The sequence below is a fragment of the Amycolatopsis sp. CA-128772 genome (genome assembly GCF_002904295.1).
Taxonomy (GTDB): Bacteria; Actinomycetota; Actinomycetes; order Mycobacteriales; family Pseudonocardiaceae; genus Amycolatopsis.
Map to the genome: position 1 here is coordinate 20,399 of NZ_PPHG01000022.1, position 24,490 is coordinate 44,888.

Below are 24,490 nucleotides of genomic sequence, written 5' to 3' on the forward strand. Positions count from 1 at the left end.
CGCCGCCCGGCTGGGGGGCGCGCCGGGAGCCCGGCGCGCCCCCGGCGTCACGCGGGTTCGCCGAACCACCGGCGCAACGCGGCGTCGAGGCCGTCCGCCGAACCGTCGTCGCGGGCCCAGGCGATGTGACCGTCCGGCCGGACCAGCACGCCCGTCGGGGCCGGGTCGCCGACGCTCTTGGCGGTCAGCACGTTCACGCGGCCCGCCCAGCCCGCCGCCGCCTCCCGCAGCTCGGCGCTCTCGGCCAGGTCCAGCAGGAGCGCGTGGCCGTCGTGGAGGTGCTCGCCGAGGCGGGTGCCATCGGCGAGGGCGAAGTCGGGCGCCGCGCGGCCGGTGAGGTCGTGCTCGCCTTCGATCGGGTAGCGGTGCAGCACTCCGGACAGCTTCTTCGCCAGGTACGTCGCGCCGTCACCGGTGTGCAGCAGGTCGTCGACGACCCGGCGCAGCGCCTTCGTCCGGACGTCGCTGCGCATCAGCGCGACCTGCGCGCGGGTCCATTCGAGCACCCACTCGCCGATCGGGTGACGCTCGGTCGTGTAGCTGTCGAGCAGCCCCTCGGGCGCCCACCCCCGGATGGTCGCGGCGAGCTTCCAGCCCAGGTTGACGGCGTCGCCGATGCCGAGGTTGAGCCCCTGCCCGCCGAAGGGGGAGTGGACGTGCGCGGCGTCGCCGGCCAGCAGCACGCGGCCCAGCCGGTAGGTGGCCGCCTGGCGCGCGTTGTCGGTGAAGCGCGTCGCGCTGTGGACCTTCGTCACCCGGACGTCCGCGCCGGAGACCCGCCGGAAGCTGTCTTCGAGCTCCTGCGCGGTGATCGGCGCGTCCCGGTCCGCGGGCGGCCCGTCGAACTCGACGGTGAGGAACCGGCCGGGCATCGGGCCGTGGACGTAGAGGCCGCCGTCGCCGTGCTGCCAGCCGCCGGGCAGCACCTCGGTGCCGGTGAGCTCGGCCATCGCCTGCCGCCCGGTGATGGCGGGATCGGTCCCGGGGAATTCGAAGCCGGCCAGCTTGCGCACCCGGCTCCGCCCACCATCGGCCCCGACGAGCCAGCCGGTCCGCACGGATTGGCCGTCCCCGAGGTGCACGGTCACCCCGCTGTCGTCGGCGTCGAACCCGGCGAGCTCGACACCACGCCGGATCTCGACCCCCAGCTCGGTGGCGCGTCCGGCCAGGATCGCCTCGACGGCCTGCTGCTGGATGACGACCACCCGCGCGGCGGGCCCGACGTCCCGGAAGTCGGCGTCGTCGAAGTCCACCCCGGTCGAGGCGACCATGATCCCGGCGAAGTGCCCCACCGGGACGGCGCCCTTGGGCCCGCCCGCCCCGCGTGACTCGAGGAACTTCTGGATCTGCGCGAAGTTCTGCTGGACCACCTCGTCCATGGCGGGCAGCAGCCCCCGCCGGTAGAAGGCTTCGGCCGTGGTCAGGTTCACCGACCCGGCCTTGATCGTCTGGTCCGGTTCGGCCAGCCGTTCGACGACGAGCACATCGACGCCCGCCAGCCGCAGTTCACAGGCCAGCATCAAGCCGACCGGTCCGCCCCCGGAGATCACCACATCCCTGTTCATGGGTCCGATGATGCCCGGAAACTTTTACCGAGTCAAACTTTGAGCCCGGTCTATACTCTCGCCTCATGGCGGATCACGGACTGCGCGAGCGGAAGAAGCAGGCCACCCGCCTGCTGATCTCGAACGTGGCCACGGGCCTCTTCGTCCAGCGAGGCTTCGAGGAGGTGACGGTGGCGGAGATCGCGGAGGCGGCGGGCGTTTCGAAGATGACGGTGTTCAACTACTTCCCCCGCAAGGAGGACCTGTTCCTGGACCGCCACGCGGACCGCCTGGAGGAGCTGACATCGGTGGTCCGATCGCGACCGCCGGGGATCTCGGCGTGCGAGGCGTTGCGCCGCCACCAGCACGGGTTGCTGTCGTCGGGCCATCCGTTGTCGGGCGCTATTGCCGGTGGCCCGGGCTTCTGGTGGGTGCTGACCTCGAGCCCGGCGTTGACGGCCCGCTGGTACGAGCAGGAGCGCGAGATCGCGGCGGCGTTCGCGGAGGTGTTGACGGAAGAGACGGGGGAGCCGTTCCGGTCCCGGATGGTGGCGGGTTTGCTGACCACGGCAATCACGACGATCTTCGCGCACGCAATGGGCCGGATCGTGGCGGGGGACGAGGCCGAGACGGTCCGGCAGGAGCAGGCGGCGGTGATCGATGAGGCGTTCGACCTGGTGGAACACGGGGTGAACGGCTTCCCCGGCTGAGCCGGGCCTGGAATCCGTGCCGGTACGCCACTAGGTTTGACCGCATGCCTGCTCCCGTTCCCGCGTCCGCCTGCTGAACGACTGATGACCGAACACCGCAACGAGATCAAGGACGGATCTTTCTCCGGACCGGTGGTCCAGGCGGGAAGCATCGAGCAGTTGAGCATCCATGTCGGCGCAGAGGCGCCGCCGCGGCCACCGCTGACGTCCTGGGACGACCGGCCGGAGCTCACGCCGCAGCTCCGGGACCTGCTGACCGCGCAGCAGGATGCGACCGAGTCGCTGCCCTACACGCTGCTCGGGGTCCGGCAACCCGACCTCGTCGACGTCTACGTGCAGCAGACCATGCGGGCCCAGGCCACCGACCGGCCGGCCGAGCCCGACCGGCGGTCGGCGGATCCCGAGCGTCGAGCCGGCGAGCCGGGAGAACGAACCCTCACGATGACCGAGGCGCTCGACCGCGGTGGGCACCTGTTGGTCACCGGCGAGCCCGGGGCGGGGAAATCGACTGTCGGCTACATGTACGTCCAGCAGCTCTCGAAATACTGGCTCGGCGTCCACCGGGGTCAGCCCCCGATTGCCGAGCCGATGCTGCCGGTGCGGATTCCGGCGCGGGTGCTGGCCGAAAACATGGCCTGGAGTGAGCTGCTGGCTTCCGGGCTGCAGGCCGCGCTCGGCCGGCGGCTCAACGAGAAGCCGCGGTCCGAACTGCTGGCGCGCCGGGCACTGGGAGCTCGCTGGCTCGTGTTCATCGACGGCCTGGACGAAATCGTCGACCCCCAGACTCGGGCCCAGGTGATCGCCGCGCTCGCCACCCGTGTCCGGCGAAGCACGGATCACCGGCTGGTCATCACGACCCGTCCACTGCCGCGCAACGAACTGCTGCCCCTCGAGCACGCCGACATCGACGCCGTCGAGATCCAGCCGTTCAGCCCGCTGGAACTCGAAGAGTTCGCCCGTGTCTGGTTCCGGGACCAGAACCCGCTCGAGCCGATCAAGCAGCGGGAGCAGGCCGCCGAATTCGTGCGGCAGATCCGGGACAGCCGGCTGCGCGAGCTCGTCCGGAATCCCCTCCAGGCGACCATCGCCGCGATCACCCACACCTTGGAACCGAACCGACCGCTGCCCAACAGCAGAATCGACCTCTACGGCCGATTCATGGCGTACCTTCTCGACGAGGGGGCGAGCCGCCGCGACACCTTCGCGGAGCTGCGACGCGGGGCCCGTGACCACCTGGCACGCCTGGCATTGCTGGACTGGTTGCGGAGTCACCGTGTCGAAGTGGTCGAGCACCTGGCCGTCCACCGCTTGGAGAGCGAGTCGCCGCTGCTGGACGCGGCAGGAGTCTGGGTCGCCGATCGCTTCGCCGACATGCCGGACGGGTGGCAGGAAGACCTTCGCGCGATCTTGACCGGGACTGGTGTTTTCGTACCGTTCGAAGGCGACCTGCAGTTCCGGCACCACTCCTTCGCCGAATTCCTGGCCGCCCGGTCCCGAGCCGGAGAGATTCCGGCCGATTTCCCCGATCTGGAAGTGTGGATCGAACGCGGTTTGAGTGGCACGAAAAGGGTGCTCGCGCTCTTCACCTTCGTGTTGTGGGGACGAGAGAACAACGACGTCGGACGTATCCTGCGTGCGCTCCTCCAAGGCACCGGCGAACGAGTGCTGCTAGCCGGGCGGCTCGTCGGCGAGGGCATCGACGTCGATGAGGACCTCACCGCGGCAGTCGTCGACCGGCTCCTGGATCTCCTGATCTGCCATGGTGTACGGGACGACCCGTGGGATGGCACAGAATCGATCGGCGAGGTGCTGAGCCTGCTGGTGCCTCGGATGCTGGGATCCGTCGGGCTCGGCCGTTTGCGCGCGCTGCGGGACGATACCGACCTGGCTGAAGCCACCCGGATCGAAGCTGCCGGTGTGCTCGGCCGCCTCATCGATGCACAGGCCGAGGCTGACTGGTTCGAAGGCTTTCTCCGGCACGCCAGTCCGTCCGGCATCAAACGCGGTGTCGAGGTGCTGCGGGCCGTCGTGCCGGACGGGGCGCAGCGCGTCGAGAACCTCGTCGCCCGGATCGCGGCGACGAACGAGCACGACCGCGTGCTGACCATGGCGCTGATCTCGTTCCTGTTGGAGGCCGACTGTACGGCCTCGGCCGCCAAAATGGTTCGCGACCTGGTCGGCGATCTGCGTACCAGTGCTGATGTCGAGGGCGGCAACTTCGGGTACACCGAGAACGACAGCCGCCTGGCGGATTCCTGGGACGACGACGGTGCCGCGAGCTGGGGTGTGTTGGCCGGTCTCGCCGCTCGGGCGGCTTGCCGCGAAGAAGCCCTGTGGGCCGCTCGCCGAGCCTTCGCCTCACCTGATCCCCGTGCAGCGGAGTTCCGGGATGCTGTGGAGGCGGTGCTTTTCGCGGGTGAACCCGACGCCGTCGACGAGATCGTCGCCGCCGCGGTCGGACGGCCGACCCGTCACCTGGTGGAAGCCGCCGGAGTGTTGCAAACGAATCTGCACACGGCGGCCGCTCTGGAACTCGCCGGCCAGGCTCTCGCCGAACCGCACGCAGGAGAGCTCGAACTGATGCTGGCCGCCGTGGTGTTCACCACCTGCAATGCCGCGGTCGACCTCCTGGAGAGGGCGGAGAAGCTACCGCGTCGGCGGGCACAACGCTTGATCAAGGTCGCTTTTCCGTTCCTCGGCGAAAAGAGCCATCCCCTGGTCCGAGAAACGGCACGGCTTGCGCTTGTCGATGGTTCGGCCGGATACGGGGATCTCGGCAACGCGTACCGTGTTCTCCTTGACGGAGCGGACCAGGAGGGGGCTCGATTCGTCTATGAAACCAGCGTCGACCGTGGCCCGGAAATCTGGGTGAGGGCAGCCGTTGCCCTGTGCTCGTCCGGCCACGAGGCCCTCGGAGACGACCTTATTGCCAAGGTGCGTGCCGACGCCACAGTGGACAGCTGGATCGATCTCGCTGTCGAGCTCGTCGGGAAGAAGCACTTCGACCGGGCGGCGGACCTGCTCACCGCGGCGGTCGAATACATTTCGGAGTGCGCGGACTACCGGCAGCGGCGACTCGCCAATGCTCTTTACGAAGCGGGTCGAAAGACCGAGGCGATCGATGTGGTGAAGCTCGTTGTGGGCAACGGAATCGAAGGCAGCGGACTGGAGTTGTGGGTCGACCTGTGGATCGAAATCGGCGGCGCCGTCGGCGCGGAGAACATGTTGACGGAGGTGCTGAGCCGGGACGTCGGCGCCGAGCAGCGCATGAAGGTCGCGGACGAGTTCGCGAAAGCCGGTCTGCCGGCCCCGGCGACCAAGGTTTGGCTCAATGTTCTCCGCCACCACGGTGAGGCCGTCGACCAAGGTGTGTTGGCCGCTTCCAACCTGGTGAAGTCCGGACACCGAGCCGACGCCGCCGCCCTGTTGACCGACACGCTCGCCGACAAACGACTGCCCGCCCCGACCCGTGACCGGCTGCGGTCGCTGCACGCGTGGGTCACAGCCGTCCGGCCGCCAACAGGATAGCGTTGGTCAGGGCAGTTCCCGCTGGTCCGCGGCGAGCCGGCCCGACGGATCCGGGCGGCGATCGGCGAGGCGACCACCTGGACCGCGAGCTGCGCGTCGGGAAGCGGCGGGGGGTGGGTGCTCGCCTTCGCTCCGCACCGGTCGGTCGTTAGACTGGCCGGCCTCTGCCAGTTCGCTCTCCGACGGGACGACGATTGTCCGGAACCCACAACGTGGTCAGCGGGAGCACCCAGTCGGTGATCCAAGCCGGCGGTGCTCGCGACATCACGGTAGTGCACGTCAACTCCGAAGGCACGGCTGGCCGGCCGATCACCGCGGTCCCGGAAACGCGGAACCTCGTCCCTCGACCGGATCTGACCGAGCCGCTCATCATCCGCCTGACCGGCAGCCAGGGCGACGGCGGCATCGTGGCGTTGACGGCCATCGCGGGGGTCGGCGGCTTCGGCAAGACCACGCTCGCGGCCGAGGCATGCCGCGACCACCGGGTCGTCGGCGCCTTCCCGGACGGAATCCTCTGGGTGACCATCGGCGAGCACACGGCCGCCGCCGAACTGGCCGGCAAGATCAACGACCTGGTCCTGCACCTGTCCGGCCGCAGACCCCTGTTCACCGATCCCGAACAGGCCGGCCGCCACCTCGGTCAGCTGCTGGAGGACAGGTGCTGTCTCCTCGTCGTCGACGACGTGTGGCGGTCGTCGCAGCTCAGCCCGTTCCTCGTGGGCGGCGCGAGCTGCGTGCGCCTCGTCACGACCCGGGTCAAGGACGCCCTACCCTCCGGCGTCACCCCGATAGTCGTCGACGCCATGACGGAGGTCCAGGCGGTGGCTTTGCTGAGGGTGAACCTGCCCGACACCGCGGCGGAAGAGCTGCGAGGCGTCCTCGCCCGCACGGGGAAGTGGCCGGTGCTGCTGGCGTTGGCCAACCGTGCGCTGGGCAAGTACGTCCAACGCGGTCTCACCGTTGCCGAGGCAGCCGGCCGGCTGGTGAAACTCCTGGACGCACAAGGACCGGTGGCTGTCGATATCAACGACCTCGGTCAGCGGAACCTGGCTGTCGCCGCGACCGTCGAAGCGAGCCTTTCGCTGCTGGAGAACAGCGGCGCCGGCCGGCTCAGCCGCTACCTGGAGCTGGCTGTGTTCCCCGAGGACGTGGCCATCCCACAGGACGTTCTGGAGAACTACTGGTCCCACACCGGAAACCTCACCGCTGTCGAGGTCGAGCAGCTTTGTTCGGAGCTGGATGATCTTTCGCTGGTCCAGGGGTACCAGCTCGTACCGAAGGCGGAGCTGAGGCTGCACGACGTGATCCGTTCGTACCTCCGGCACCGGGTGGGTTCGGAATTGGCCGGCCGACACCGGAATCTTCTGGACGCTCACCGGAGCGGGCCGTGGTGGGAGTTGCCCGCCGCCGAACGGTATTGGTGGGAGCACCTCTGGTACCACCTCGAGCAGGCGGACCTGCTCGACGAGCTGAACGCGACCGCGAGCGACTTCCGGTGGATCATGGCCGCGCTGGTGAACGGGGGACCGGACGTCGTCGACACGTTCCTGGGTGCGGCATCGGATCCGTTGGCGGTATATCTGCGGGGGGCACTGAGACAAAGCTCGCACCTGCTCGTCCCGTTCCGGCCGGCGAGCGATCTGGCGCCGACCGTGTTGTCCAGATTGGCGGGATACGCTGAGTTGGTGGGATATGCGCGGCGTTCGTCGGCGTCGTCGGATCGACCGCATCTCTTCCCGGCCTGGCACCTGCCCGACCTTCCGCACCCGTCGTTGCGACGGGCGATCTACAACGAATCCCACAACTTCGTCGCTGTTGCGATCAGCCCGGACGGAACCTGGTTCGCGGCGGCTCCGGCCGATAGCACCGTCCTGCTGTTCGATGGGGACGGAAGGCAACGCGGAGTCCTCCGCGGACACGGAGACAACGTATGTGCCGTGGACATCAGCCCGGACGGCACCTGGCTGGCCACCGCGAGCGTCGACGGAACGGTTCGGCTTTGGTCGGCAGAGGGGACCGAGTTGAAGAACTTCGTCGCGCATCGTGGCGCCGTGTACGCCGTGGCGATCAGCCCGGACGGCGACTGGCTTGTGACCGGAGGCCGGGATGGAGCGGTCCGGTTGTGGCGTCCGGACGGGACCCGGCTCGGCATGCTCTCCGGGCACACGAGCGCGGTCTTGGCCGTGGCGGTGAGCCCCGACGGCGCCTGGCTCGCCAGTGGAAGTGACGACGGGACCGTCCGGCTCTGGCACCCGGACGGAGGCAGGGGGCGGGTCCTGAAGGGGCGCACCGGGAGGATCTCCGCCGTGGCTGCCGGCCCGGACGGTACTTGGCTCGCCGCCGGCGGAACGACCGGCGTCGTTCGGCTGTGGGGAATCGACGGACGTGAGCAGCGCACGCTGGTGGGTCACGAGAGTTTCGTCAGGGACATTGCGATCAGCCCGGACGGGCAGTGGTTGGCGTCGTGCGGTGAAGACTGTTCGGTCCGGCTGTGGAGCCGGGACGGTGTCGAACGCCAGGTGTTGAACGGCCACACGGACATGGTGCGCGAAGTGGCCATCAGCCCGGACGGCGGCGAGCTGATCTCGGTCGGCGACGATCACACCATCCGATTCTGGCGAGGCCGTGACGCGGCGGTCACCGACGGAACCGAGGTTCGTGGTCAAATCACCGACATCGCGATCGATCCGGCCGGTTCGTGGCTGGCGACGACCGGTCACGACGACACGATCCACCTCTGGAATCCGGACAGCAGCGCCCGCGGGACGATGAACGCGGGCACAGCCTGGATCACGTCTGTCGCCATCAGCCCCGACGCCTCTTGGCTGGCCGCCGCGGGTGCGGATTCCCTCGTGTACCTGCTCGGTGCCGACGGCACCGAGCGAGTGACCTTGATGGGGCACGAAGACGGCAGCTGGATCTATGACCTCGCGATCAGTCCCGACGGCTCTTGGCTCGTCTCGGCGGGTGAGGATTCCACGATTTGCCTTTGGGACGCGGACGGCACCGCACGTGCCTGCCTCACGCAGCACACCGGTGGCGTGCCCTGTCTGTCGATCAGCCCGGACGGCACCTGGTTCGCCAGTGGCGGTGGTGATGCGGTGATCCGCCTGTGGGATCGCGAAGGTGCTGAGCAGCGGGTGCTGCGGGGACATCGCCGGTGGGTCAACGCGGTCACGATCAGCCCGGACGGCACCTGGCTGGCGAGCGCGAGCCGGGACGACACAATCCGGGTGTGGGGCGCCGACGGTGCTGAGATCGGGGTCATCGAAGGACACGGTGACGGTGTCAACGACGTCGCGATCAGTCCGGACGGCGGATTGATCGCCAGTTGCAGTGAAGACCGGACGATCCGGTTGTGGAGCAGCGAAACCCTTGCTTGTGTTTCGGCCCTGCGTACCGAATCATCGTTGGATTGCCTTGCCTGGTTCCCCTCCGGGGACCGCATTGTGGTCGGAGGACGACTCGGCCCTTACGTCTTTGACCTGCTCAGGTGACTGTTGGTTCAGCGGAGCGACTCCTTCGCACCGCGTGCTATCGCGGCTGCCACCGCAGCCAAGGTTGGGCTGTCCAGTTTCCACTGCTGCCAGTGCAGCGGTACGTCCAGCGGCCTCTCCGGCGCCAAATCCACCAAAGCCTCTCCACGGGAAGCCGCCTGGAGTTCGGGGACCATTCCCCAGCCGAGGCCGGCTGCTACTGCGTCCACGAAGGACTCCGAGGCTGGTATGTGGTGGCGGGTCATGGTCAAGGTGCGGCGGCGGGTCAGGGCGCGCAGGAAGCGGTCCTGGAGGTCGTCCTTGCCAGGGAGTCCGCGTTCACCGCGATCGTCATCGTTCTGGCGGACGAGCCCAGGCCCAGTTCGGACAGGGCGTCCTGCTCCAGCTGGGCCAGTGAGCGGGCGAAGCGGACCAGGACCTGGCCGGACGAGGTCAGGCGGATCGGCTTGGTGCGCAGGCGGAGGACGCGGCCGGTGCGGTGCTCCAGGGCCTTGATGCGCTGGCTGACCGCCGACGGTGTCACGTGCAGGACCGCCGCGGCCGCGTCGAAGCTCTGCTCGTCCACCACGGCCAGCAGGGTTCTGACCTGGTCGAGCGAGAGATCTGACATCACGATCGCTGATGTTACGTAAGAATCTTCAGCTGGAGTGATCCCGCGGGACGGTCATACCGTGAGGAGCGTGGTCACGCTCCTCCTCGCCGGGTTCGGCACCGGGCTGTCGCTCATCGTCGCCATCGGGTCGCAGAACGCCTTTCTCCTGCAGCAGGGCCTGCGCGGGGGCAGCGTCGCTCCGCTCGTCGTCATCTGCGCCGTCTCGGATCTGGTGCTGATCGGGCTCGGGGTCAGCGGGATCGGGGCAGTGGTGGAACAGTGGCCGACGGCCGTCGGTGCCATCGCCGTCGGGGGTGGGCTGTTCCTCGTCGGGTACGGCGTCCTGGCCGCGCGGCGGGCGTTGCGGCCGTCCGTCATGACCGTCGGGGCGGAACGGACGCCGCTGCGGAAGGCCGTGCTCGCCTGTGTCGCCTTCACCTGGCTCAACCCGCACGTCTACCTCGACACCGTCCTGCTGCTCGGCTCGGTCGCCGTCGCCCACGGCGATGGGCGGTGGCTCTTCGGCGTCGGGGCGGGGATCGCCAGCGCCGTCTGGTTCAGTGCGCTGGGGTTCGGGGCGAAACGGCTGGCCGGGGTGTTCGCGAAGCCGGTGGCGTGGCGCGTGCCGGACGTCGTGATCGCCGTGACCATGACCGGGCTGGGCGCGACGATGCTGCTCGGCCACGCGTGATTCACCACAGCTGGCCCCGCTCCGACGCCGGCGGGCGTTCCAGCTCCAGCAGGAACTCCTTCCGCTCCAGGCCGCCCGCGTAGCCGGTCAGCTTGCCGTTCTTGCCGACCACGCGGTGGCACGCCACCAGGATGCTCAGCGGGTTGCGGCCCACCGCCGCCCCGACCTCGTGCGGCAGGCCGCCGACGGCCCGGGCCAGCTCGCCGTACGTTGCCGTTACGCCGTACGGGATCTTGGCGATCTCGGCCCACACCGCGCGGTCGGTGCCGGGGCCGGTCGCCTGCATCGGGACGTCGAACGCGGTGCGCCGGCCGGCGAAGTACTCCTTCAGCTGCCGGACCGCCTCCGGGAACGCCGTGTCGTCACGCTCGCCGAACGCCGTGCGGTCCGGGCGGGTCCAGTGGTTCGGGAAGTACACGCCGGTCACCGTGGTTCCGGTGCCGACCAGGGTCAGCGGGCCGATCGGGGAATCCGTCACGAGGTGTTTCACCAGGTCTCCCAGGTGGTGCCGTCCGCCCGCGTGCCGCGCAGGCCGGGGATGGGGAAGTGCGCCGACGCGGACGTGAGGATCGTCCGGTGGGGACTCCAGGACGTCGAGAGCTGCAGCCACCGCGCCATGCCGGTCCAGCCCGCCGGGGTGGCGCTGACCACCCAGGCGTCCGGCTCCGGCGCCGCGAACCGGCGCGCCTGGCGCAGCCACGACGCCGCCGTCTCCGGCCACGTCACCCTGGCCAGGACCGGGCCGCCCCAGGCCGCGGCGATCCGCTCGCCGTCCGCCCGGGACGCCGGGGACGCCGCCGTGCCGAGGACGATGTGGCGGGCGCGGCCGATCAGGCCCACGAGCGCCTCGAGTTCGGCGGTGGTCATGCCGCGTCGTGGAAGACGAGGCCGAGGGTGTGCCGTCGGCCCGAGCGGACCACCGAAACGCCGTGGCGCACCGGCGCCGCCGACCAGCCGCGGGCCGAGCGGACCGGGCGGTCGCGGGTGGTGAACACCAGGCCGTGGCCCTGCGGGATCAGCGTGGCGGTGGCGCGCGACTGCGCGCGCGGCCGCTGCTCCACCAGGAGGAACTCGCCGCCGGTGTGGTCGGTGCCCGGATCGTTGAGGTTCAGCACGACTTGCGGCGGGAACACCTTGTCGCCGTAGAGGTCCCGGTGCAGCGCGTTCCAGCCGCCCGTCTCGTAGCGCAGCAGGATCGGCGTGGGCCGCTGCTGGCCCGCCGCGTGGCAGACCGCCAGCCATTCGTCCAAAGTGGACGGCCAGGCTTCGGGACGACCCAGCCGCGCGGCCCAGTCCCGGGCGATCGGCAGCAGCCGCGGGTACAGCGCCTGCCGCAGCCGCTGCACCGGGTCCGGGAAAGGCGCCGCGAAGTAGTGGTAGTCGCCGTTGTCCCCGAAGCGGTGACGGCGCAGGTTCACCGTCGCCCGGAAGTGCGACGGCTCGTCCCACAGCGCCACCAGCCGCGCGCACTCCACCGGGGTGAGCAGCTGCGGCAGGAGCGCGCAGCCGTAGTCGTCGACCTCCGCGGCGACCGCCGCCCAGTCCGCCGAGGCGACGCGCTGCTCGTAGGTGGTCACGCCGCCTCCATGGTCAGCAGCGTCCGCTTGGCTTCCTCGCCGCCCGCGTACTGGCCGTACGAACCGTCGGACCGGACCACCCGGTGGCACGGCACCACCACCGGCAGCGGGTTGTGCGCGCACGCCGTGCCCACCGCGCGGACCGCCTTCGGGCTGCCCGCCGCCGTGGCCACCTGGGCGTAGCTTTCCGTGTGCCCGTAGGCGATCTCCGCCAGGTGTTCCAGCACCGACAGGCGGAACCCGCGGGCCAGCCGGAAGTCCAGCGGGACGTCGAAGTCGCGCCGTCCGCCGGTGAAGTACTCGTCGAGCTGGCGGGTCACCTCGTCGAGGCGGCTCGGGGCACGCAGGATGCGCGGGCTGATCGCCGCGGCCAGCTCCGCCAGCACCGCGTCGTGGTCCTGGCGGTCGAAGGCCACCTTGACCAGGCCGCGTCCGGTGGCGGCCAGCAGCAGGGAGCCGACCGGGGTGTCGAGCGTCCGGTAGGCGACGTCCAGCAGGCCGTGGCGCTCGGCGTCGGCGACCAGCCGCTCGTGGCGGACGTTCGGATCGAGCTGGACTTTGAACGGCGGGAAGACGATGTCCGTCATGTGTGCGCTCCCTCCAAGGGGTAGGTGGCCCGCAGGGCCTTGACGCCGTCGGCGGCCGCGCGGCGTGCGGCGTCGGCGGTGCCCCCGGTGATCTCCGCGATGTCGCGGTACGGCAGGCCGGCCAGGTAGTGGTAGGCGACGGCGAGCCGCTGCTTGTCGGGCAGTCTCGCCAGCGCGTCCCACACGTCGCCGGTGAACGCCTCCGCGCGGCCCGGCCGGTCCGGGATGTCGCCCACCGGGAGCGGGCGACGGGCCCGGTCGCGCGTGACGTCGATGGCCTTGCGGTGCGCGATCGTGACCAGCCACGCCTGGACGTTGGCGTCCGGCGGCAGCTCCGGGTACGCCTTCAACGCCGACAGGAACGTTTCCGACCAGGCGTCTTCGGCGTCGGCGGGACCGAGCACGGCCCGGCACACCCGGAGGACCATCGGCCCGTGCTCGGTCACGATCTGCTCGAACGGTTTCACGATCACACCTTGAAGACGTCCGGCAGCGCCGGAACGTGAGATCACTCCTGCGCGGTACCGGTGACGACGGTCGCGCCCAGGTCGTCGGACTCGTGCACGGCCGGGGTCAGCCCGGCCGCGGTGAAGATGCCCGCCAGCACCGGCGCCTGGCGTTCGCTCGATTCCACCAACACGGTCCCGCCCGGCGCCAGCCAGCCCGGCGCGCCTGCGGCGACCCGGCGGGCGAGGTCGAGCCCGTCCGCCCCGCCGTCCAGCGCCACCAGCGGCTCGTACAGGCGGGCCTCCGGCGGCATCGTCGCGACCGCGTCCGAAGGGACATAAGGGACGTTGGCCAGCAGGACGTCGACCCGCCCGCGCAACGACGAAGGCAACGCGTCGTAAAGATCGCCCTGGTACACCCGAGGCACGTTCAGCCGCGCGCATTCCACGGCCGCGGGCTCGACGTCGGCGGCGTGCAGCTCACGCGGCGGGAGCGCGGCGGCGAACGCGGCACCCAGCGCGCCGGACCCACAACAGAGGTCGAGCACCACCGGGTCCGGCGGCGACAGCGAGACGGCGACGTCGACGAGGAAGCCGGTGCGGCGCCGCGGCACGAACACCCCGGGCCGCACGGCGATCCGCAGCCCGTGGAACTCCGCCCAGCCCAGCAGGTGCTCCAGCGGCAGCCCGGCGGCCCGGCTCGCCACCAGCGACTCGAGTTCGCCGTCGCTCGTTGCCGCGTCGACGAGCAACGCGGCTTCGTCCTCGGCGAACACGCAGCCGGCGGCGCGCAGCCGGGAGATGACCGTTGAAGTGTCCACCGGGGACGGAGCCTACAAGACCTGCACCGCGTCGCCGACGTTCAGCCCGGCGAAGAACGCCGCCGAGTCGCCGTCGGTGAGGTGGACGCAGCCGTGCGACGGCGCGTCCAGCGGACCGGCGTGGAAGGCGATGCCACCGGCGGCGAAGAACACCGAGTTGGGCATGTCGGTGCCGTACACGCTGCTGCGGTGCTCGCGGTCCTTCCACACGACGTGGAACGACCCGGCGGGCGTCGCCTGGTCCGGCGGCCCGAACCCGGCCGGGACCGGGCCGCGCACGACCCGGCCGTCCCGCACCAGCCAGGCCAGCCGCTGCGCCAGGCTCACGCAGGCCCCGGTGGTGACCGCGCACGGCGGCGCGGGCGGCGGGGTGGTCGTCGTGGCGGGTACCGGCGTACGCGACACGGACAGCGGCGCCGGCTCCGCGATCGGGGCCGGCGTCGTGGCGTGCGGGGCCGAACAGGCCGTGACCAGCATCAACCCCAGCAGGGCCAGTGCCCCGGTGCTGCGCATCCGTGTCCCCTTCCCGCCGGTCCTCCCGGAGGGAGTACGGGTGAGCGGTCCCGAAGGTTGAGCCGGGCTGTGCACGCGGGTTGTCCCTGCGTGCAGCGCGGCTACCGGCCGGAGTACCCCACGGGTCAAGGTCGGACACATGACCAAGCTGAGCGCCGGGGAGATCGCCCGGCACGCCTACGCCGCGGGCTTCCGCGGCCCGGGCCTGACCACCGCGGTCGCGGTCGCGCTGGCCGAGTCCGGCGGCCGGACGACCGCGCACAACGCGACCCCGCCGGACGACTCGTACGGCCTCTGGCAGATCAACATGCTGGGCGCGCTCGGCCCGGAACGCCGCCACCAGTACCACCTGAAGTCCGACGACCAGCTGTTCGACCCGGCCACCAACGCGCGGGTCGCGAACCGCATCTCGGGGGACGGCCACGATTTCACGCCCTGGTCGACGTACACGAACGGGGCCTACAAGCACCACCTGGCCGCTGCGCGCGAGGCCGCCCGGGACGTCACCGCGCACCACGGCGAAGCGCACCCGCGCGGTGGTGGCGAGCCGCTGCGGGTGGACGACGCCGTGCTCCGCGGCTACGTGCGGCGCACCCGGCACGTCGCCGACGCCCTGGACGGCGCGTCCGGGCAGCTGCGGGACGTCCGGGACATCGCGGAGGACAGCTTCGGCCGGATCGGCCGGGAATCGGGGTTCGCCGCCGCGCTGGCCGGCTTCGGGCTGGCGCTGCAGCGGCAGGTCAAGGGCGTCGGCGCGCACGCCGACGGGCTGGCCTCGGCCGCGCAGAAGGCGGCGAAGTCCTATCGCGACCACGAGACGGCCACCGCCGCCGCGCTGAACGGCCGGAGCTGACGTGGACACCGCCGCACTCGCGCGCTCCTTCGCGGAGGACCTGATCGCGCACCGGAACTCCCTCGCCGGGAAGGCCGAGGACGCCGTCCGCGCCGAATACGCCCTGCACCGGGTGGCGACCGCGCTCGACGACCAGCACGACGCGTACCACCGGGAAAGCACCGCGGTCCTCGGACACTGGCACGGCCGCGGGGCCGGCGGTTTCCGCCACACGAGCGCGAAACTGACGAAGGAGCTGCGGGTCACGGGCGCGGCCGGGGCGGCGGCCGAGAAGGTCGTCGCGCACGTGGCGTCCACAGTGGACAGCGGGCACACGGCCGTGCAGCGGCTGGTCGACGAGTACACCACGAAGGCCGCGCAGGTGCTGGACGCCGGCGTCGCCGCGGGGACGCCGGCGGCGCTGATGCGGGCCGTCGGGCACGTCGCCGACCTGGTGCCGCACTACACGCGCCAGTCGACGGCGACGCTGCGGCACGTCCGCGCGGAACTCGAAGCGTCGGCGAAGAAGCTGGACGCGCTGCGCAAGGACCTGACCCACGACCACGCCGGTGACAAGCCGGCGCACCCGGCGGCCGGCCCGGGCACGGAAATCGTGCACGCCGCGCGCAAGGAGCTCGGCACCCGCGAGAACCCGCCGGGCAGCAACCGCAACCCCTACGGGCCGACCGCCGCGTGGTGCTCGTCGTTCGCCACCGCGATGTGGCGCAAGGCGGGGGTGAAGATTCCCGTGCTGCCCTTCAGCGGTGATGTCTTCCACTGGGGGCAACGCAACGGGCACGCGTACGGGAAGCAATCCCTGCACGAGGCCCGGCCGGGGGACGTCCTGATCTTCGGCACCGGCCCGCAGAGCACGGCGACGAGCACGCACATCGGCATCGTCGAGAAGGTCGAGGGAAACCGGGTCACGATGATCGAAGGCAACTCCGGGGACGCTGTCCGCCGGAACACGCACACGCTCTCGGCGTCGACGTTCTACGGAGGGGTGCACCCGTGATCACCGGAAAAGCCGCCGACCGGACGGTGGCCGTGGAGGTCGCGCCCGGCGGCGCGCTGCAGGAACTGACCCTCGAAGCCGCGGCGCTGCGGCTGGACCCGGACGAGCTCGCCCGCCGGATCCTGCTGCTCACGGCGACGGCCTCGGCCCGCGCGACGGCGTCCCTGTGGCACACCCTGGACGGCGAGGTGCCCGGCCTCGGGCTGCCGGCGCCGGACGAGGCCGCGGAAGCGACGACGCCGGAAAGCTGGCGGGCGCAATGACCGAGTACGGCACGCGGCTGGCGGCGATCCGCGCTTCGGCGGCGGCCGCTGGGGTCCGCGTGGTGGTCGATCTGCACGGGGCGCTGGTGGACCTGCGGCTGGAGCGGCGGGCGATGGCCCGGCCGGCGCGCGAACTCGCGGACCTGATCCGGCGGCTGGCCGGGGAGGCCGGGGCCGATGCGCTGCGGCAGGGGCAGGAGGTGCTGGGTGAGCTGCTGCCGGCCGAACCCGGATCGGACGGGGAGCTCGGCGATCGTTCCGGCCGGCGCCCACCCGAGCGGGACTCGTTTCTCTCGGGTGGGGAGCTCGGCGATCGTTCCGGTCGGCGCCCACCCGGGCAGGACTCGTTCCTCCCCGCGACCTGGGCGACCTGACCCGGGCTCAGCGAGCGGCCTCGACGAGCCGGGCGACGCGGCCGGCCAGCCCGGCCACCGGCGTGATGCTCACCCAGGGCTCGCCGCCAGCGTCCTCCGGGGTCACCGCGTACCGGCCCGCCGCCGTGTCGAACCAGGCCAGCACCGGGGTGCGGCCCGCCGGGCCGGTCGCCGCCAGCTGGCCCGCCGTGTGCCGCTCCGCCGTCACCAGCGTGGCCAGGGGGCGGACCGCCCGGCCGGTGATCCCCGCCGCGGCCAGTGCCCGTTCGAACGCGTCGTAACCGTTGCGGGCGTAGGCGTCCATCGCCGCCGAGTACGCCGCGCGCGGCAGCCGCAGCGGGTCGCCGGGCCCCGGCGGCTGGTCGCCGAGCATGCGGGCCACCGCCGGGACGAGGTCCGCCGGGCGCAGCGGTTCGAGCACCAGGTCGCGTTCGTCGAGCACGGCGAGCACGCCCGCGGTGTCCCGCACCGCGGCGAGCAGCCGCCACGGCGCTTCCCCGAGCACCAGCGCGTCGACGCTCAGCGCCGGCGAACCCAGCAGCCCGACCAGGTCCGCCAGCGCCGGGTCGACGTCGTCGCCGTCGGTCAGCCCGGCCCCGGCGAGCCCGGCGAACACGCCCACGCCCAGGTCGTCGCGTTCGGCGTGGGTGCGGCCGTGAGCCGGCACGTCGAGCGGGTACGGCGGCGGCCTGCCCGGTCCCAGGTCCTCCCAGAGGAGGTCGAACTCCAGGTGCGACAGGATCACTCCCGCCGTCGTCACGGTGCGGCGCGCCATGGTCCCCCTTCCCGTCGTGGGCGGCCGGCGTCGGGCACGATGGTGCCGATGGCCGAGCCGTACCCGGTGGACGTACCCGCGAGCGGGTACCTCGTCGTCCGCGCCTCGGGCGCCGCGGCGGCGCGCGCGGCGATCCTCGGCGGCGTGGCCCGCGATCCCGAGGGCATCCAGCTGGTGCTGCGCTGCCCGGTGCCGCGGGCGGTCGCCGGATCCGGCGCGAAACTGACGTTCGCCGACGCGACGCTGCACCTGCTGCCGTCGGACCGCGGGGTCGTCATGCTGACCGTCGCCGCGGCGAAGCTGTCGATTTCGTTCGCCGAGCTGCGGCCGCTGATGTTCCGGCCGGTCGAGGTCGACGCGCCGCTGCGGGCCCTGTTCGCCGGCGCGGTGGCCCACGTCCTGGCGGCCGGGCCCCGGCTCGACCCGCACGGACTGGCCCACCACCTGCTGGGCCTGGCCGAGCTGGTGCTGCGCAGTGCGTTGCGCACCGAGCTCGACCGCGTCGACGCGCTCGCCGCCCGGCGCCGCGAAGCGCTGGAGTACATGCGGGCCCACCTGGCCGACCAGTCGCTGACGGCGGACCGCATCGCCGAAGCGCTGTACATCTCGCGCCGGCGGCTGTACCAGCTGTTCGACGACGGCCAGGGGGTCTCGGAACGGCTCAAGGGACTGCGGATCGAGCGCGCGAAAGCGCTGCTGGCGGACCCGGCCAAGGCGGGCCGGGGCATCGCGGAGATCGCGCGTGACTGCGGGTTCACCAGCGCCCCGCACTTCTCGCGGACGTTCCGCCGGGCGACCGGCCGGACCCCGCGCGAATACCGGGAGCGGGCGCTGCGGGGGTGAGGTCGACGCCGGCGACGAGCGTCCCGGCCAGCCCGGCGACCTCGAGCCAGCCCCGCCCGCCGGGGGAATGCAGGGTGAACACCGCCGCGCGCGGCCGGTCGGGGTCGAGCACGACGGCCTGCAGCTGCGCGCCGGACAGCCCGATCCGTTCGACGATCACCACCGGGTAGCCGCGCCGGGTCTGGGCGTGGCTCACCTCGCGCAGGCCCGGCGTGGTGTCGGCGACGAAGTGCCCGAGGTCGGCGGCGTCGGCGGCCGGACCGGACAGGGGGACGATCCCGGCGATGAGCAGCGCCGGGTCGGCGTCGCGGTGCTCGACCAGCGCCAGCAGCCCCGCGTGCTGGTCGTGGGCGATTTCTGCGGACTGCACGGCGGCCGCTTCCAGCCCGGGGTCCCGGGCGGCGTCGGGGCCGCGCAGGCGGGCCATGAGCGCGTGCAGCTCCGCGGTGGTGCGCTCGACGGAGGCCAGGCTGACCGGGGTGATCCCCGGGACGGCGGGCAGTTTCACCGGCCACCCAGCGCGGCGGTGAACGCGCCCACGGCGCCGGACGGCGGAGTCACCGGGGCGACGGGTGTGCGCGCGACGGTCACGCCCAGCTCGCGCCCGGCGGCCGAGAACGTCGCCAAGGCGGTGGTGAGCTGGGGGAATGCGGGTGCGCTGGGCAAAGGCGCGCCGTCCCCGAGGGCCCTGAGCCGTCCGGCGACGCGGGCGGCTTCGGCGGTGTGGACGCGTTCGAGATCGCGGGCTTCGCGGCGGATGCGGTCGAGTTCCGTGCGCCGGTCGGCGAGCCGGGCGCGGGCCGCGGCGGCTTCGGGGGCGGTGGCGGGGGAGAACTGCGCGGTCGTCTCGGCTTGTTCGACGGCGTCTTCGGCCTCGACGACGGCCCGCTGGGCCGGCACGGCCCGGCGGTCGAGGTCTTCGGCCTGGCGGCGGTGGGCGAGCAGGGTCCCCGCCCAGTCTTCGAGGACGGCGGCGGCTTCGCGGAGGGAGTCCGGCAGGGTGGCGACGCCGGCCGCGGACCGCCGGGCCCGCTCGGCGAGCGCCTGCGCGGACGGGCCGGCCCAGCCGGGGAGTTGGGCGGGAAGCGGGATGTCGCCGAGCCGGGCGGCGGCCGCGGAGCACCGGCGCGCCGCTTCGGCGACGGCGTCGGGGCTGCCGGGGGCGGGGTCGAAACCGAGGGCGCGGAACTCAGCCATCGGTGCGCCTCAGCTGGTCCACGGCGTTCGCGTCTCCGGTCCGGTAGACCGCCGCCGCGGTCCGGACGCTCGCCGCCGTCGCGTCGAGGTCCGCCCGCACCGCCCGGATCCGGTCCGCCCACTCGCCCGTGAGCGCCCGCAGCACGTCCGACACCACCGGCCCGAGGTCGCCCGAAGCGCCGGTTTCGTCCGCCGCGGTGCCGTACTCCTCCGCCGTGTCCTCCAGGGTGCGCGCCAACGCCTCCAGCGCCGCCGGGTCGGCCTCGAAGCCGGTCATTCGCCGAACACCGGCGGGTACGCGGGCGGCAGGTCGTCCATCAGGTCGTAGCCCGACGCGTACTTGTCGTGGTGCTCGGTGTCCTCCTCACGCTGGGCGCCCTGGCCCGGCGGGTACATGCCGTACCCGCCCGCCGGGCCGCGACCGCCTCCCGTGCCGCCGGGACCGGAAACCGGCCCCGGCGCTCCGAACCGGCCCGATCCGGCCCGCGCGCCCTCGCCGAGCGCGCCCGGGACGCCCGGCGCCGGTACGCCGCCCCACCCCGACCCCGAAAGCCCGGTGCCACCCGCCGTGCCGATCACCCCGTCAAGACCCACCGGCAGGCCGGCGCCGGTCACCGTGCCGGCGCCGGACAGCGCCGTGCCGGGCACCACCGAGGCGGTCGAGGTCGAGTCGCCGGGCGCCCGATCGACGAACGGCGGATCGAGACCCGGACCAGAACCCGGATCGGAACCCGGGCCGCCACCGGGGTCGGAACCCGGCCCGGACGGCGTGACCGCGACCCCCGGGTCCGCCGCGCTCACCGCCGGCGCGGTGTCGAACACCGGGGGCAGCCGGTGGCGGACGTCGTGGCTCGCGCTCTCGTACTGCTCCATCACCCGGACGGCTTCGGCCTTCGCGTCGGCCGCCTGCTGGCGGGTCGGCAGCTGGTCGTCGAGCAGGTCGTCCAGCAGGTACGTGCCCTCGGGCCCGTCGAGGCGCTTGACCGCGTACCCCTCGCGGAACCACCGTTCCGCCCAGTAGTGCACGGGTTCCGGCATCTTCCGCCGGGCCTCGCCGATCGCCGCCGTGTACGTGTCGAGGCCGTCGCCGATCTGCCGCGCGTTCTCGCTCGCCGTGCTCGCCCAGGTGGTCAGCTTCCGGACCGAGCCGGCGGCGCCCGCCGCGGACGGGCCGCGCCACGACAGCAGCAGCTTCTGCACCAGCGCGTGGACGTCGCCGGTCGCCGTGTCGACACCCTTCGCGAGCTCGGCCCACCGGTGCGCCTGCTCGCCGAGCTTCGGTGGCTCCGCCGACTGCACCATGTCCCACAGCTCGCGGTGGTCGTAGCTGTCCCAGTGGATCCGGCCGAACGCGGCCTCGCGGGCGTTGGCCGCCTTCTCACGGCGGACGCGCCGCGCGCGAGCCTGCTCCCGTGCGGTCGGGCGGTGGTGCGTGGAATGGAACTCAGGCATCGCGCTCACCCGCCCGCAGGGCCGCGGCGGCCTCGTCGTCGTTGCGCGCGTGCGTCGTGGCGACGGTCTCGAGCGCCTGTCGCAGCGAAGCGAGCTCGGCCAGGTACGACGTGAGGGCGGCCTGCACGCCACCGGCGTCCGCGCCGCCGCGCAGCCCGAACGAGCTGCGCATCCAGTGCGACACCGGCCCCTTGCCGTCGGCGAGCGGGGTGCCCAGCTCGCGGGCGCTCGCGAGGTGGCCGGAAAGCTCCTGGTAGCGCTCGTCCAGCGCCTTCTTGGCCGCTTCGACCTCGGCGTAGTCCAGCGCGAGGACGTCGGTGTCGGCGATCAGCGCGGCCGAACCGGCGCCCTGCGGCCTCGCGACGTCCGACGCCCCTTCCCGCGGGTCGTCGGGTACGTCGGGCCGGTGCTCCGCCTTCAGCTGCCGCCGTGCGTCGGACTCGTCGCGCACTGTCGCCATGGACGTCCTTCCCTCGCCACCCAGGCGTCCATCCTGGCCAATGCGCGGCGCGAAGAGAAGCGGCCCCGCCGCGGCTGCACGGGTGGACACGAAGACTGCACGGGCGGATAGGGCAGGATGTCCGGATGATCCCCCGTCGTGCGTCCGGAGCGGTTTTCGCCGCCCTCGTCGGGCTGGTCGTGCTCGCCGGGCCGGCCTCCGCCCACACCGAGCTCGAGTCCAGCTCACCTGCGGAGGGCGCCTCGCTCGCGACCGCGCCGGCGCAGGTCCAGCTGACCTTCGGCGAGCCGGTGACGCTGCCGCCGGACCCGGTCAAGGTCACCGGCCGCGACGGCACCGCCTGGCAGATCGGCGCCGCGACGGTCGACGGCGGGGTCGTGACGGTCCCGGTGACGCCGTCCGGCACCGCCCAGGCCTACACGCTGACCTGGCAGGTCGTCGCGAAGGACGGCGACAACGTCACCGGCACCGTGCACTTCACCCTCACCGGGGCGGCTTCGGCGGCGCCGCCGGCCGCGTCCGGTTCGGCGGCGCCCACCCCGACGCTCGACTCCGTCGGCATCCCGGCCTGGATCTGGGCGCTGGTCGCGATCGCCGGGCTGCTCGCGGTGATCGTCGTCGGCGTCCGGCAGCTGCGGGGCCGCCGCTAGTCCTGCGGGACCGTCACCACCCAGCGCCCGGGCCGCCGGCGCAGGTAGCCCCACCAGTACAGCGCCGACACCACCAGCACGCCGGCGGTGATCCCGAGGTCGAGCGCGCTCTGCTCGACCAGGACGTAGGCCAGCGCGGCGACGGCGAGCACCGGTACGAACGGCCACGCCGGCATCCGCCACACGGCCGGCTTCCGGTGCGCCGCCCGGCGCGCCCGCAACGTGGCGGCGGCGACGCTGAGGTAGAGCGCGACGACGGCGACCCCGGTGACGCCGCTGAGCGTGTCCACCGGCACGAAGCAGAGGACGGCCTCGGACGAGCCCGTCACCAGTGTCGCGACCCACGGCGAGCCGAACCGCCCGCTCACCACGCTCATCGCGCGGTTCACCGGCGCCGGCCAGGCCTGGTCGCGGGCCGAGGCGTAGAGCACCCGCGAGTTCTGGATGACCATGACGATCACGGCGTTGACGATCGCGGCCGCGATGCAGAGGCTGATCGCCACCCCGACGGCGCTCGTGCTCCAGCCGGTGACCAGCGCGGAGAGGTCGACGCCGGCGAGCGCGGCGGTGTCCGGCACGGCCAGGGTGACGGCCACGACCGGCACCAGGATGACCACGGCGCTGATCCCGAGCGTCCAGAACACCGTCCGCGCGACCGTCCGGCGCGGCTCGCGCATCTCCTCGGCGAGGTAGACGGCCGTGCTGAACCCCTGCACCACGAACAACGCGACGGCGAGCCCGGCGACGACGGCGATCAGCCCGATCCCGTTCGGGCCGAGGTTCGGCTTCAGCAGCACGGCCGGGCTCTGCGTGGTGTGCGTGAAGCCCAGCAGCGACACGACGAAGATCGCGACGATCTCGATGACCAGGAAGATCCCGGTGATCCAGGCGTTGGACCGCAGGTTCAGCAGGCCCATCACGGTCGAAGCGAGCATCACGAGCGCGCCCGCGACCGACGGGCTGACGTCGGCGACGGCAGCGAGGTAGTCGGCGACGCCGATCGCGATGATCGGCGGCACGACGAGGATGACGACGAACGAGAGCATGAACGTCAGCCAGCCGGCGAACCGGTTCGCCACCGTCGTGACCATCGCGTACTCGCCGCCGGCGCTCGGCACCAGCGTGCCGAGTTCGGAGTAGCAGAAGGCGATCCCGACGCACAGCAGCACGGCGAGGCCGATGGCGAGCGCGGTGCCGGTGCCGAGGTCGGCGAACAGCGGGGGCACCAGGACGAACAGCGACGACGCCGGCGTCACGCAGCTGAGCGTGAGGAGCGTGCCGCCGCCGACGCCGATGGACCGGGTGAGCGTGCGGGTCTTCTTCGCGGCGGCGGCCGCGACGTCGGGCGGGGCGGGAGTGCGGGGCATGGCGTTCCCTCCGGCCGGGAGCAGGGTGCGACGGATGGAACAGCACCGATTCGGGCTTGTCAACGGCCGGATGACGACTAAATCCGTTGCGGTGTCCGCCTTGGACATTCGGATTCAGTCACCTACGGTCACGGCGCACCGGGTTTGCCTGGCGTCGCCCGCGTCGGGGATGATCCCGGGCGTGAGCAGCCAGGACACCACCGGCCGACCCGCCCCGCCGGTGCTCGACGACATTTCGCGGCAGATCATCGCGCAGCTGCAGGAGGACGGGCGGCGGGCGTACGCGACCATCGGCAAGGCGGTCGGCCTGTCGGAAGCGGCGGTCCGGCAGCGGGTGCAGCGGCTGTCGGACTCCGGTGTCATCCAGATCGTCGCCGTCTCGGATCCCTTGCAGGTCGGGCTGTTCCGGCAGGCGATGATCGCGATCACCGTCGACGGCCCGCTCGAACCGGTCGGCGACGCACTGGCCGGAATGGACGAAATCGCCTACGTGATCCTCTGCGCCGGGCGCTACGACCTGCTGTGCGAGGCCGTCTGCGCGGACGACGAGGCGCTGCTGCAGCTGATCTCGACGCGGATCCGCGCGCTGCCGGGCGTCCGGCACGCGGAGGTGATGGTCTACCTCAAGCTGCGGAAGCAGACGTACCAGTGGGGCACGCGCGGAACGTGACGACTGAATCCGAAGGCTGTGGCCGGTAGTTGACCATGGATTAGTCGTCCAAGTTCGGCTAGACGACTGAATCGCTTGCGCCTCGA

General features: G+C 72.2%; 26 protein-coding genes and 1 pseudogene. 11 read left to right on the plus strand and 16 right to left on the minus strand.

The window, feature by feature from the left end; all coding sequences use genetic code 11:
- Positions 1 to 47 precede the first annotated feature (47 nt).
- Positions 48 to 1,565 carry an FAD-dependent monooxygenase gene (locus C2L59_RS08660; RefSeq protein ID WP_103348988.1) on the minus strand — a complete coding sequence of 506 codons (1,518 nt, stop codon included), beginning with the start codon at positions 1,563 to 1,565 and terminating at the stop codon, positions 48 to 50.
- Between the two features lie 65 nt (positions 1,566 to 1,630).
- Here C2L59_RS08660 and C2L59_RS08665 point away from each other — a divergent pair, with 65 nt between their 5' ends.
- The 3 genes from C2L59_RS08665 (at position 1,631) to C2L59_RS08675 (ending at position 9,279) form a co-directional block, all read left to right on the plus strand.
- On the plus strand, positions 1,631 to 2,254 hold the full coding sequence (locus C2L59_RS08665) for a TetR/AcrR family transcriptional regulator (protein WP_103348989.1): 624 nt from the start codon (positions 1,631 to 1,633) through the stop codon (positions 2,252 to 2,254).
- Between the two features lie 84 nt (positions 2,255 to 2,338).
- The gene (locus C2L59_RS08670) at positions 2,339 to 5,782 is read left to right on the plus strand and encodes an NACHT domain-containing NTPase (RefSeq protein WP_103348990.1); all 3,444 of its coding nucleotides are present in this window, start codon (positions 2,339 to 2,341) and stop codon (positions 5,780 to 5,782) included.
- A gap of 194 nt (positions 5,783 to 5,976) precedes the next feature.
- Complete coding sequence (locus C2L59_RS08675; protein ID WP_103348991.1) at positions 5,977 to 9,279, plus strand: NB-ARC domain-containing protein; 3,303 nt, start codon at positions 5,977 to 5,979, stop codon at positions 9,277 to 9,279.
- Between the two features lie 8 nt (positions 9,280 to 9,287).
- Here C2L59_RS08675 and C2L59_RS08680 read toward each other — a convergent pair.
- Positions 9,288 to 9,889 (minus strand): annotated as a pseudogene (locus C2L59_RS08680) (LysR family transcriptional regulator).
- A 70-nt stretch (positions 9,890 to 9,959) separates the two neighbouring features.
- Between C2L59_RS08680 and C2L59_RS08685 the strand changes: the two are divergent.
- On the plus strand, positions 9,960 to 10,562 hold the full coding sequence (locus C2L59_RS08685; RefSeq protein ID WP_103348992.1) for a LysE/ArgO family amino acid transporter: 603 nt from the start codon (positions 9,960 to 9,962) through the stop codon (positions 10,560 to 10,562).
- Between the two features lies 1 nt (position 10,563).
- On the opposite strand, the gene C2L59_RS08690 is transcribed toward C2L59_RS08685, so the two are convergent.
- From C2L59_RS08690 to C2L59_RS08720, 7 genes are read right to left on the minus strand one after another with little or no spacing between them, the layout of a single operon-like run.
- Positions 10,564 to 11,052 carry a methylated-DNA--[protein]-cysteine S-methyltransferase gene (locus tag C2L59_RS08690; protein WP_199198980.1) on the minus strand — a complete coding sequence of 163 codons (489 nt, stop codon included), beginning with the start codon at positions 11,050 to 11,052 and terminating at the stop codon, positions 10,564 to 10,566.
- On the minus strand, positions 11,049 to 11,429 hold the full coding sequence (locus C2L59_RS08695) for a hypothetical protein (RefSeq protein WP_103348993.1): 381 nt from the start codon (positions 11,427 to 11,429) through the stop codon (positions 11,049 to 11,051). Before C2L59_RS08695 ends, C2L59_RS08690 begins: the two co-directional genes overlap by 4 nt.
- Positions 11,426 to 12,139, minus strand: coding sequence for a 2OG-Fe(II) oxygenase (locus C2L59_RS08700; RefSeq protein WP_103348994.1), 714 nt, complete (start codon positions 12,137 to 12,139; stop codon positions 11,426 to 11,428). The genes C2L59_RS08695 and C2L59_RS08700 overlap by 4 nt, the downstream gene beginning before the upstream one ends.
- Positions 12,136 to 12,726, minus strand: a complete 591-nt coding sequence (locus C2L59_RS08705) for a methylated-DNA--[protein]-cysteine S-methyltransferase (RefSeq protein ID WP_103348995.1) — start codon at positions 12,724 to 12,726, stop codon at positions 12,136 to 12,138. Before C2L59_RS08705 ends, C2L59_RS08700 begins: the two co-directional genes overlap by 4 nt.
- Positions 12,723 to 13,199, minus strand: coding sequence for an RNA polymerase sigma factor (locus C2L59_RS08710; protein WP_103348996.1), 477 nt, complete (start codon positions 13,197 to 13,199; stop codon positions 12,723 to 12,725). Before C2L59_RS08710 ends, C2L59_RS08705 begins: the two co-directional genes overlap by 4 nt.
- 35 nt (positions 13,200 to 13,234) lie before the next feature.
- Positions 13,235 to 13,993, minus strand: coding sequence for a putative protein N(5)-glutamine methyltransferase (locus tag C2L59_RS08715; protein ID WP_103348997.1), 759 nt, complete (start codon positions 13,991 to 13,993; stop codon positions 13,235 to 13,237).
- A gap of 12 nt (positions 13,994 to 14,005) precedes the next feature.
- Positions 14,006 to 14,506, minus strand: a complete 501-nt coding sequence (locus C2L59_RS08720; RefSeq protein WP_103348998.1) for a L,D-transpeptidase — start codon at positions 14,504 to 14,506, stop codon at positions 14,006 to 14,008.
- 139 nt (positions 14,507 to 14,645) lie between these two features.
- Between C2L59_RS08720 and C2L59_RS08725 the strand changes: the two genes are divergently transcribed.
- The 4 genes from C2L59_RS08725 to C2L59_RS08740 are packed head-to-tail and all read left to right on the plus strand — an operon-like array spanning position 14,646 to position 16,990.
- The gene (locus C2L59_RS08725) at positions 14,646 to 15,359 is read left to right on the plus strand and encodes a transglycosylase SLT domain-containing protein (RefSeq protein WP_103348999.1); all 714 of its coding nucleotides are present in this window, start codon (positions 14,646 to 14,648) and stop codon (positions 15,357 to 15,359) included.
- A gap of 1 nt (position 15,360) precedes the next feature.
- A complete protein-coding gene (locus C2L59_RS08730; RefSeq protein ID WP_103349000.1) occupies positions 15,361 to 16,353 on the plus strand; it encodes a CHAP domain-containing protein in 993 nt (330 codons plus the stop codon).
- Positions 16,350 to 16,616 carry a hypothetical protein gene (locus tag C2L59_RS08735; RefSeq protein ID WP_103349001.1) on the plus strand — a complete coding sequence of 89 codons (267 nt, stop codon included), beginning with the start codon at positions 16,350 to 16,352 and terminating at the stop codon, positions 16,614 to 16,616. The genes C2L59_RS08730 and C2L59_RS08735 overlap by 4 nt, the downstream gene beginning before the upstream one ends.
- On the plus strand, positions 16,613 to 16,990 hold the full coding sequence (locus C2L59_RS08740; RefSeq protein ID WP_103349002.1) for a hypothetical protein: 378 nt from the start codon (positions 16,613 to 16,615) through the stop codon (positions 16,988 to 16,990). Before C2L59_RS08735 ends, C2L59_RS08740 begins: the two co-directional genes overlap by 4 nt.
- A 7-nt stretch (positions 16,991 to 16,997) precedes the next feature.
- On the opposite strand, the gene C2L59_RS08745 is transcribed toward C2L59_RS08740, so the two are convergent.
- On the minus strand, positions 16,998 to 17,765 hold the full coding sequence (locus C2L59_RS08745) for an ESX secretion-associated protein EspG (RefSeq protein WP_103349003.1): 768 nt from the start codon (positions 17,763 to 17,765) through the stop codon (positions 16,998 to 17,000).
- Between the two features lie 48 nt (positions 17,766 to 17,813).
- Between C2L59_RS08745 and C2L59_RS08750 the strand changes: the two genes are divergently transcribed.
- The gene (locus C2L59_RS08750; protein ID WP_103349004.1) at positions 17,814 to 18,608 is read left to right on the plus strand and encodes a helix-turn-helix transcriptional regulator; all 795 of its coding nucleotides are present in this window, start codon (positions 17,814 to 17,816) and stop codon (positions 18,606 to 18,608) included.
- Here the strand turns inward: C2L59_RS08750 and C2L59_RS08755 are convergent.
- Genes C2L59_RS08755 through C2L59_RS08775 form a run of 5 tightly spaced genes read right to left on the minus strand, consistent with a single transcriptional unit; the run spans position 18,520 to position 21,717 of the window.
- Positions 18,520 to 19,116, minus strand: coding sequence for a hypothetical protein (locus C2L59_RS08755; protein WP_103349005.1), 597 nt, complete (start codon positions 19,114 to 19,116; stop codon positions 18,520 to 18,522). The genes C2L59_RS08750 and C2L59_RS08755 overlap by 89 nt on opposite strands.
- Positions 19,113 to 19,805: a hypothetical protein gene (locus C2L59_RS08760; RefSeq protein ID WP_103349006.1), complete on the minus strand. Its 693-nt coding sequence runs from the start codon at positions 19,803 to 19,805 to the stop codon at positions 19,113 to 19,115. The genes C2L59_RS08755 and C2L59_RS08760 overlap by 4 nt, the downstream gene beginning before the upstream one ends.
- Entirely contained in the window at positions 19,798 to 20,082 is a 285-nt protein-coding gene (locus C2L59_RS08765; RefSeq protein ID WP_103349007.1) for a type VII secretion target, read from the minus strand. Before C2L59_RS08765 ends, C2L59_RS08760 begins: the two co-directional genes overlap by 8 nt.
- Positions 20,079 to 21,257: a WXG100 family type VII secretion target gene (locus tag C2L59_RS08770; protein WP_146060295.1), complete on the minus strand. Its 1,179-nt coding sequence runs from the start codon at positions 21,255 to 21,257 to the stop codon at positions 20,079 to 20,081. Before C2L59_RS08770 ends, C2L59_RS08765 begins: the two co-directional genes overlap by 4 nt.
- Complete coding sequence (locus tag C2L59_RS08775; RefSeq protein ID WP_146060296.1) at positions 21,250 to 21,717, minus strand: hypothetical protein; 468 nt, start codon at positions 21,715 to 21,717, stop codon at positions 21,250 to 21,252. Before C2L59_RS08775 ends, C2L59_RS08770 begins: the two co-directional genes overlap by 8 nt.
- 125 nt (positions 21,718 to 21,842) lie before the next feature.
- Between C2L59_RS08775 and C2L59_RS08780 the strand changes: the two genes are divergently transcribed.
- Complete coding sequence (locus C2L59_RS08780; protein ID WP_103349010.1) at positions 21,843 to 22,367, plus strand: copper resistance CopC family protein; 525 nt, start codon at positions 21,843 to 21,845, stop codon at positions 22,365 to 22,367.
- Here C2L59_RS08780 and C2L59_RS08785 read toward each other — a convergent pair.
- Positions 22,364 to 23,734 (minus strand): APC family permease, encoded by a 1,371-nt coding sequence (locus C2L59_RS08785; protein ID WP_103349011.1) that lies wholly within the window; start codon positions 23,732 to 23,734, stop codon positions 22,364 to 22,366. The two genes, C2L59_RS08780 and C2L59_RS08785, sit on opposite strands and share 4 nt — an antisense overlap.
- Positions 23,735 to 23,915: 181 nt before the next feature.
- Here C2L59_RS08785 and C2L59_RS08790 point away from each other — a divergent pair, with 181 nt between their 5' ends.
- Positions 23,916 to 24,404 carry an Lrp/AsnC family transcriptional regulator gene (locus C2L59_RS08790; RefSeq protein ID WP_103349186.1) on the plus strand — a complete coding sequence of 163 codons (489 nt, stop codon included), beginning with the start codon at positions 23,916 to 23,918 and terminating at the stop codon, positions 24,402 to 24,404.
- Positions 24,405 to 24,490: the final 86 nt, after the last annotated feature.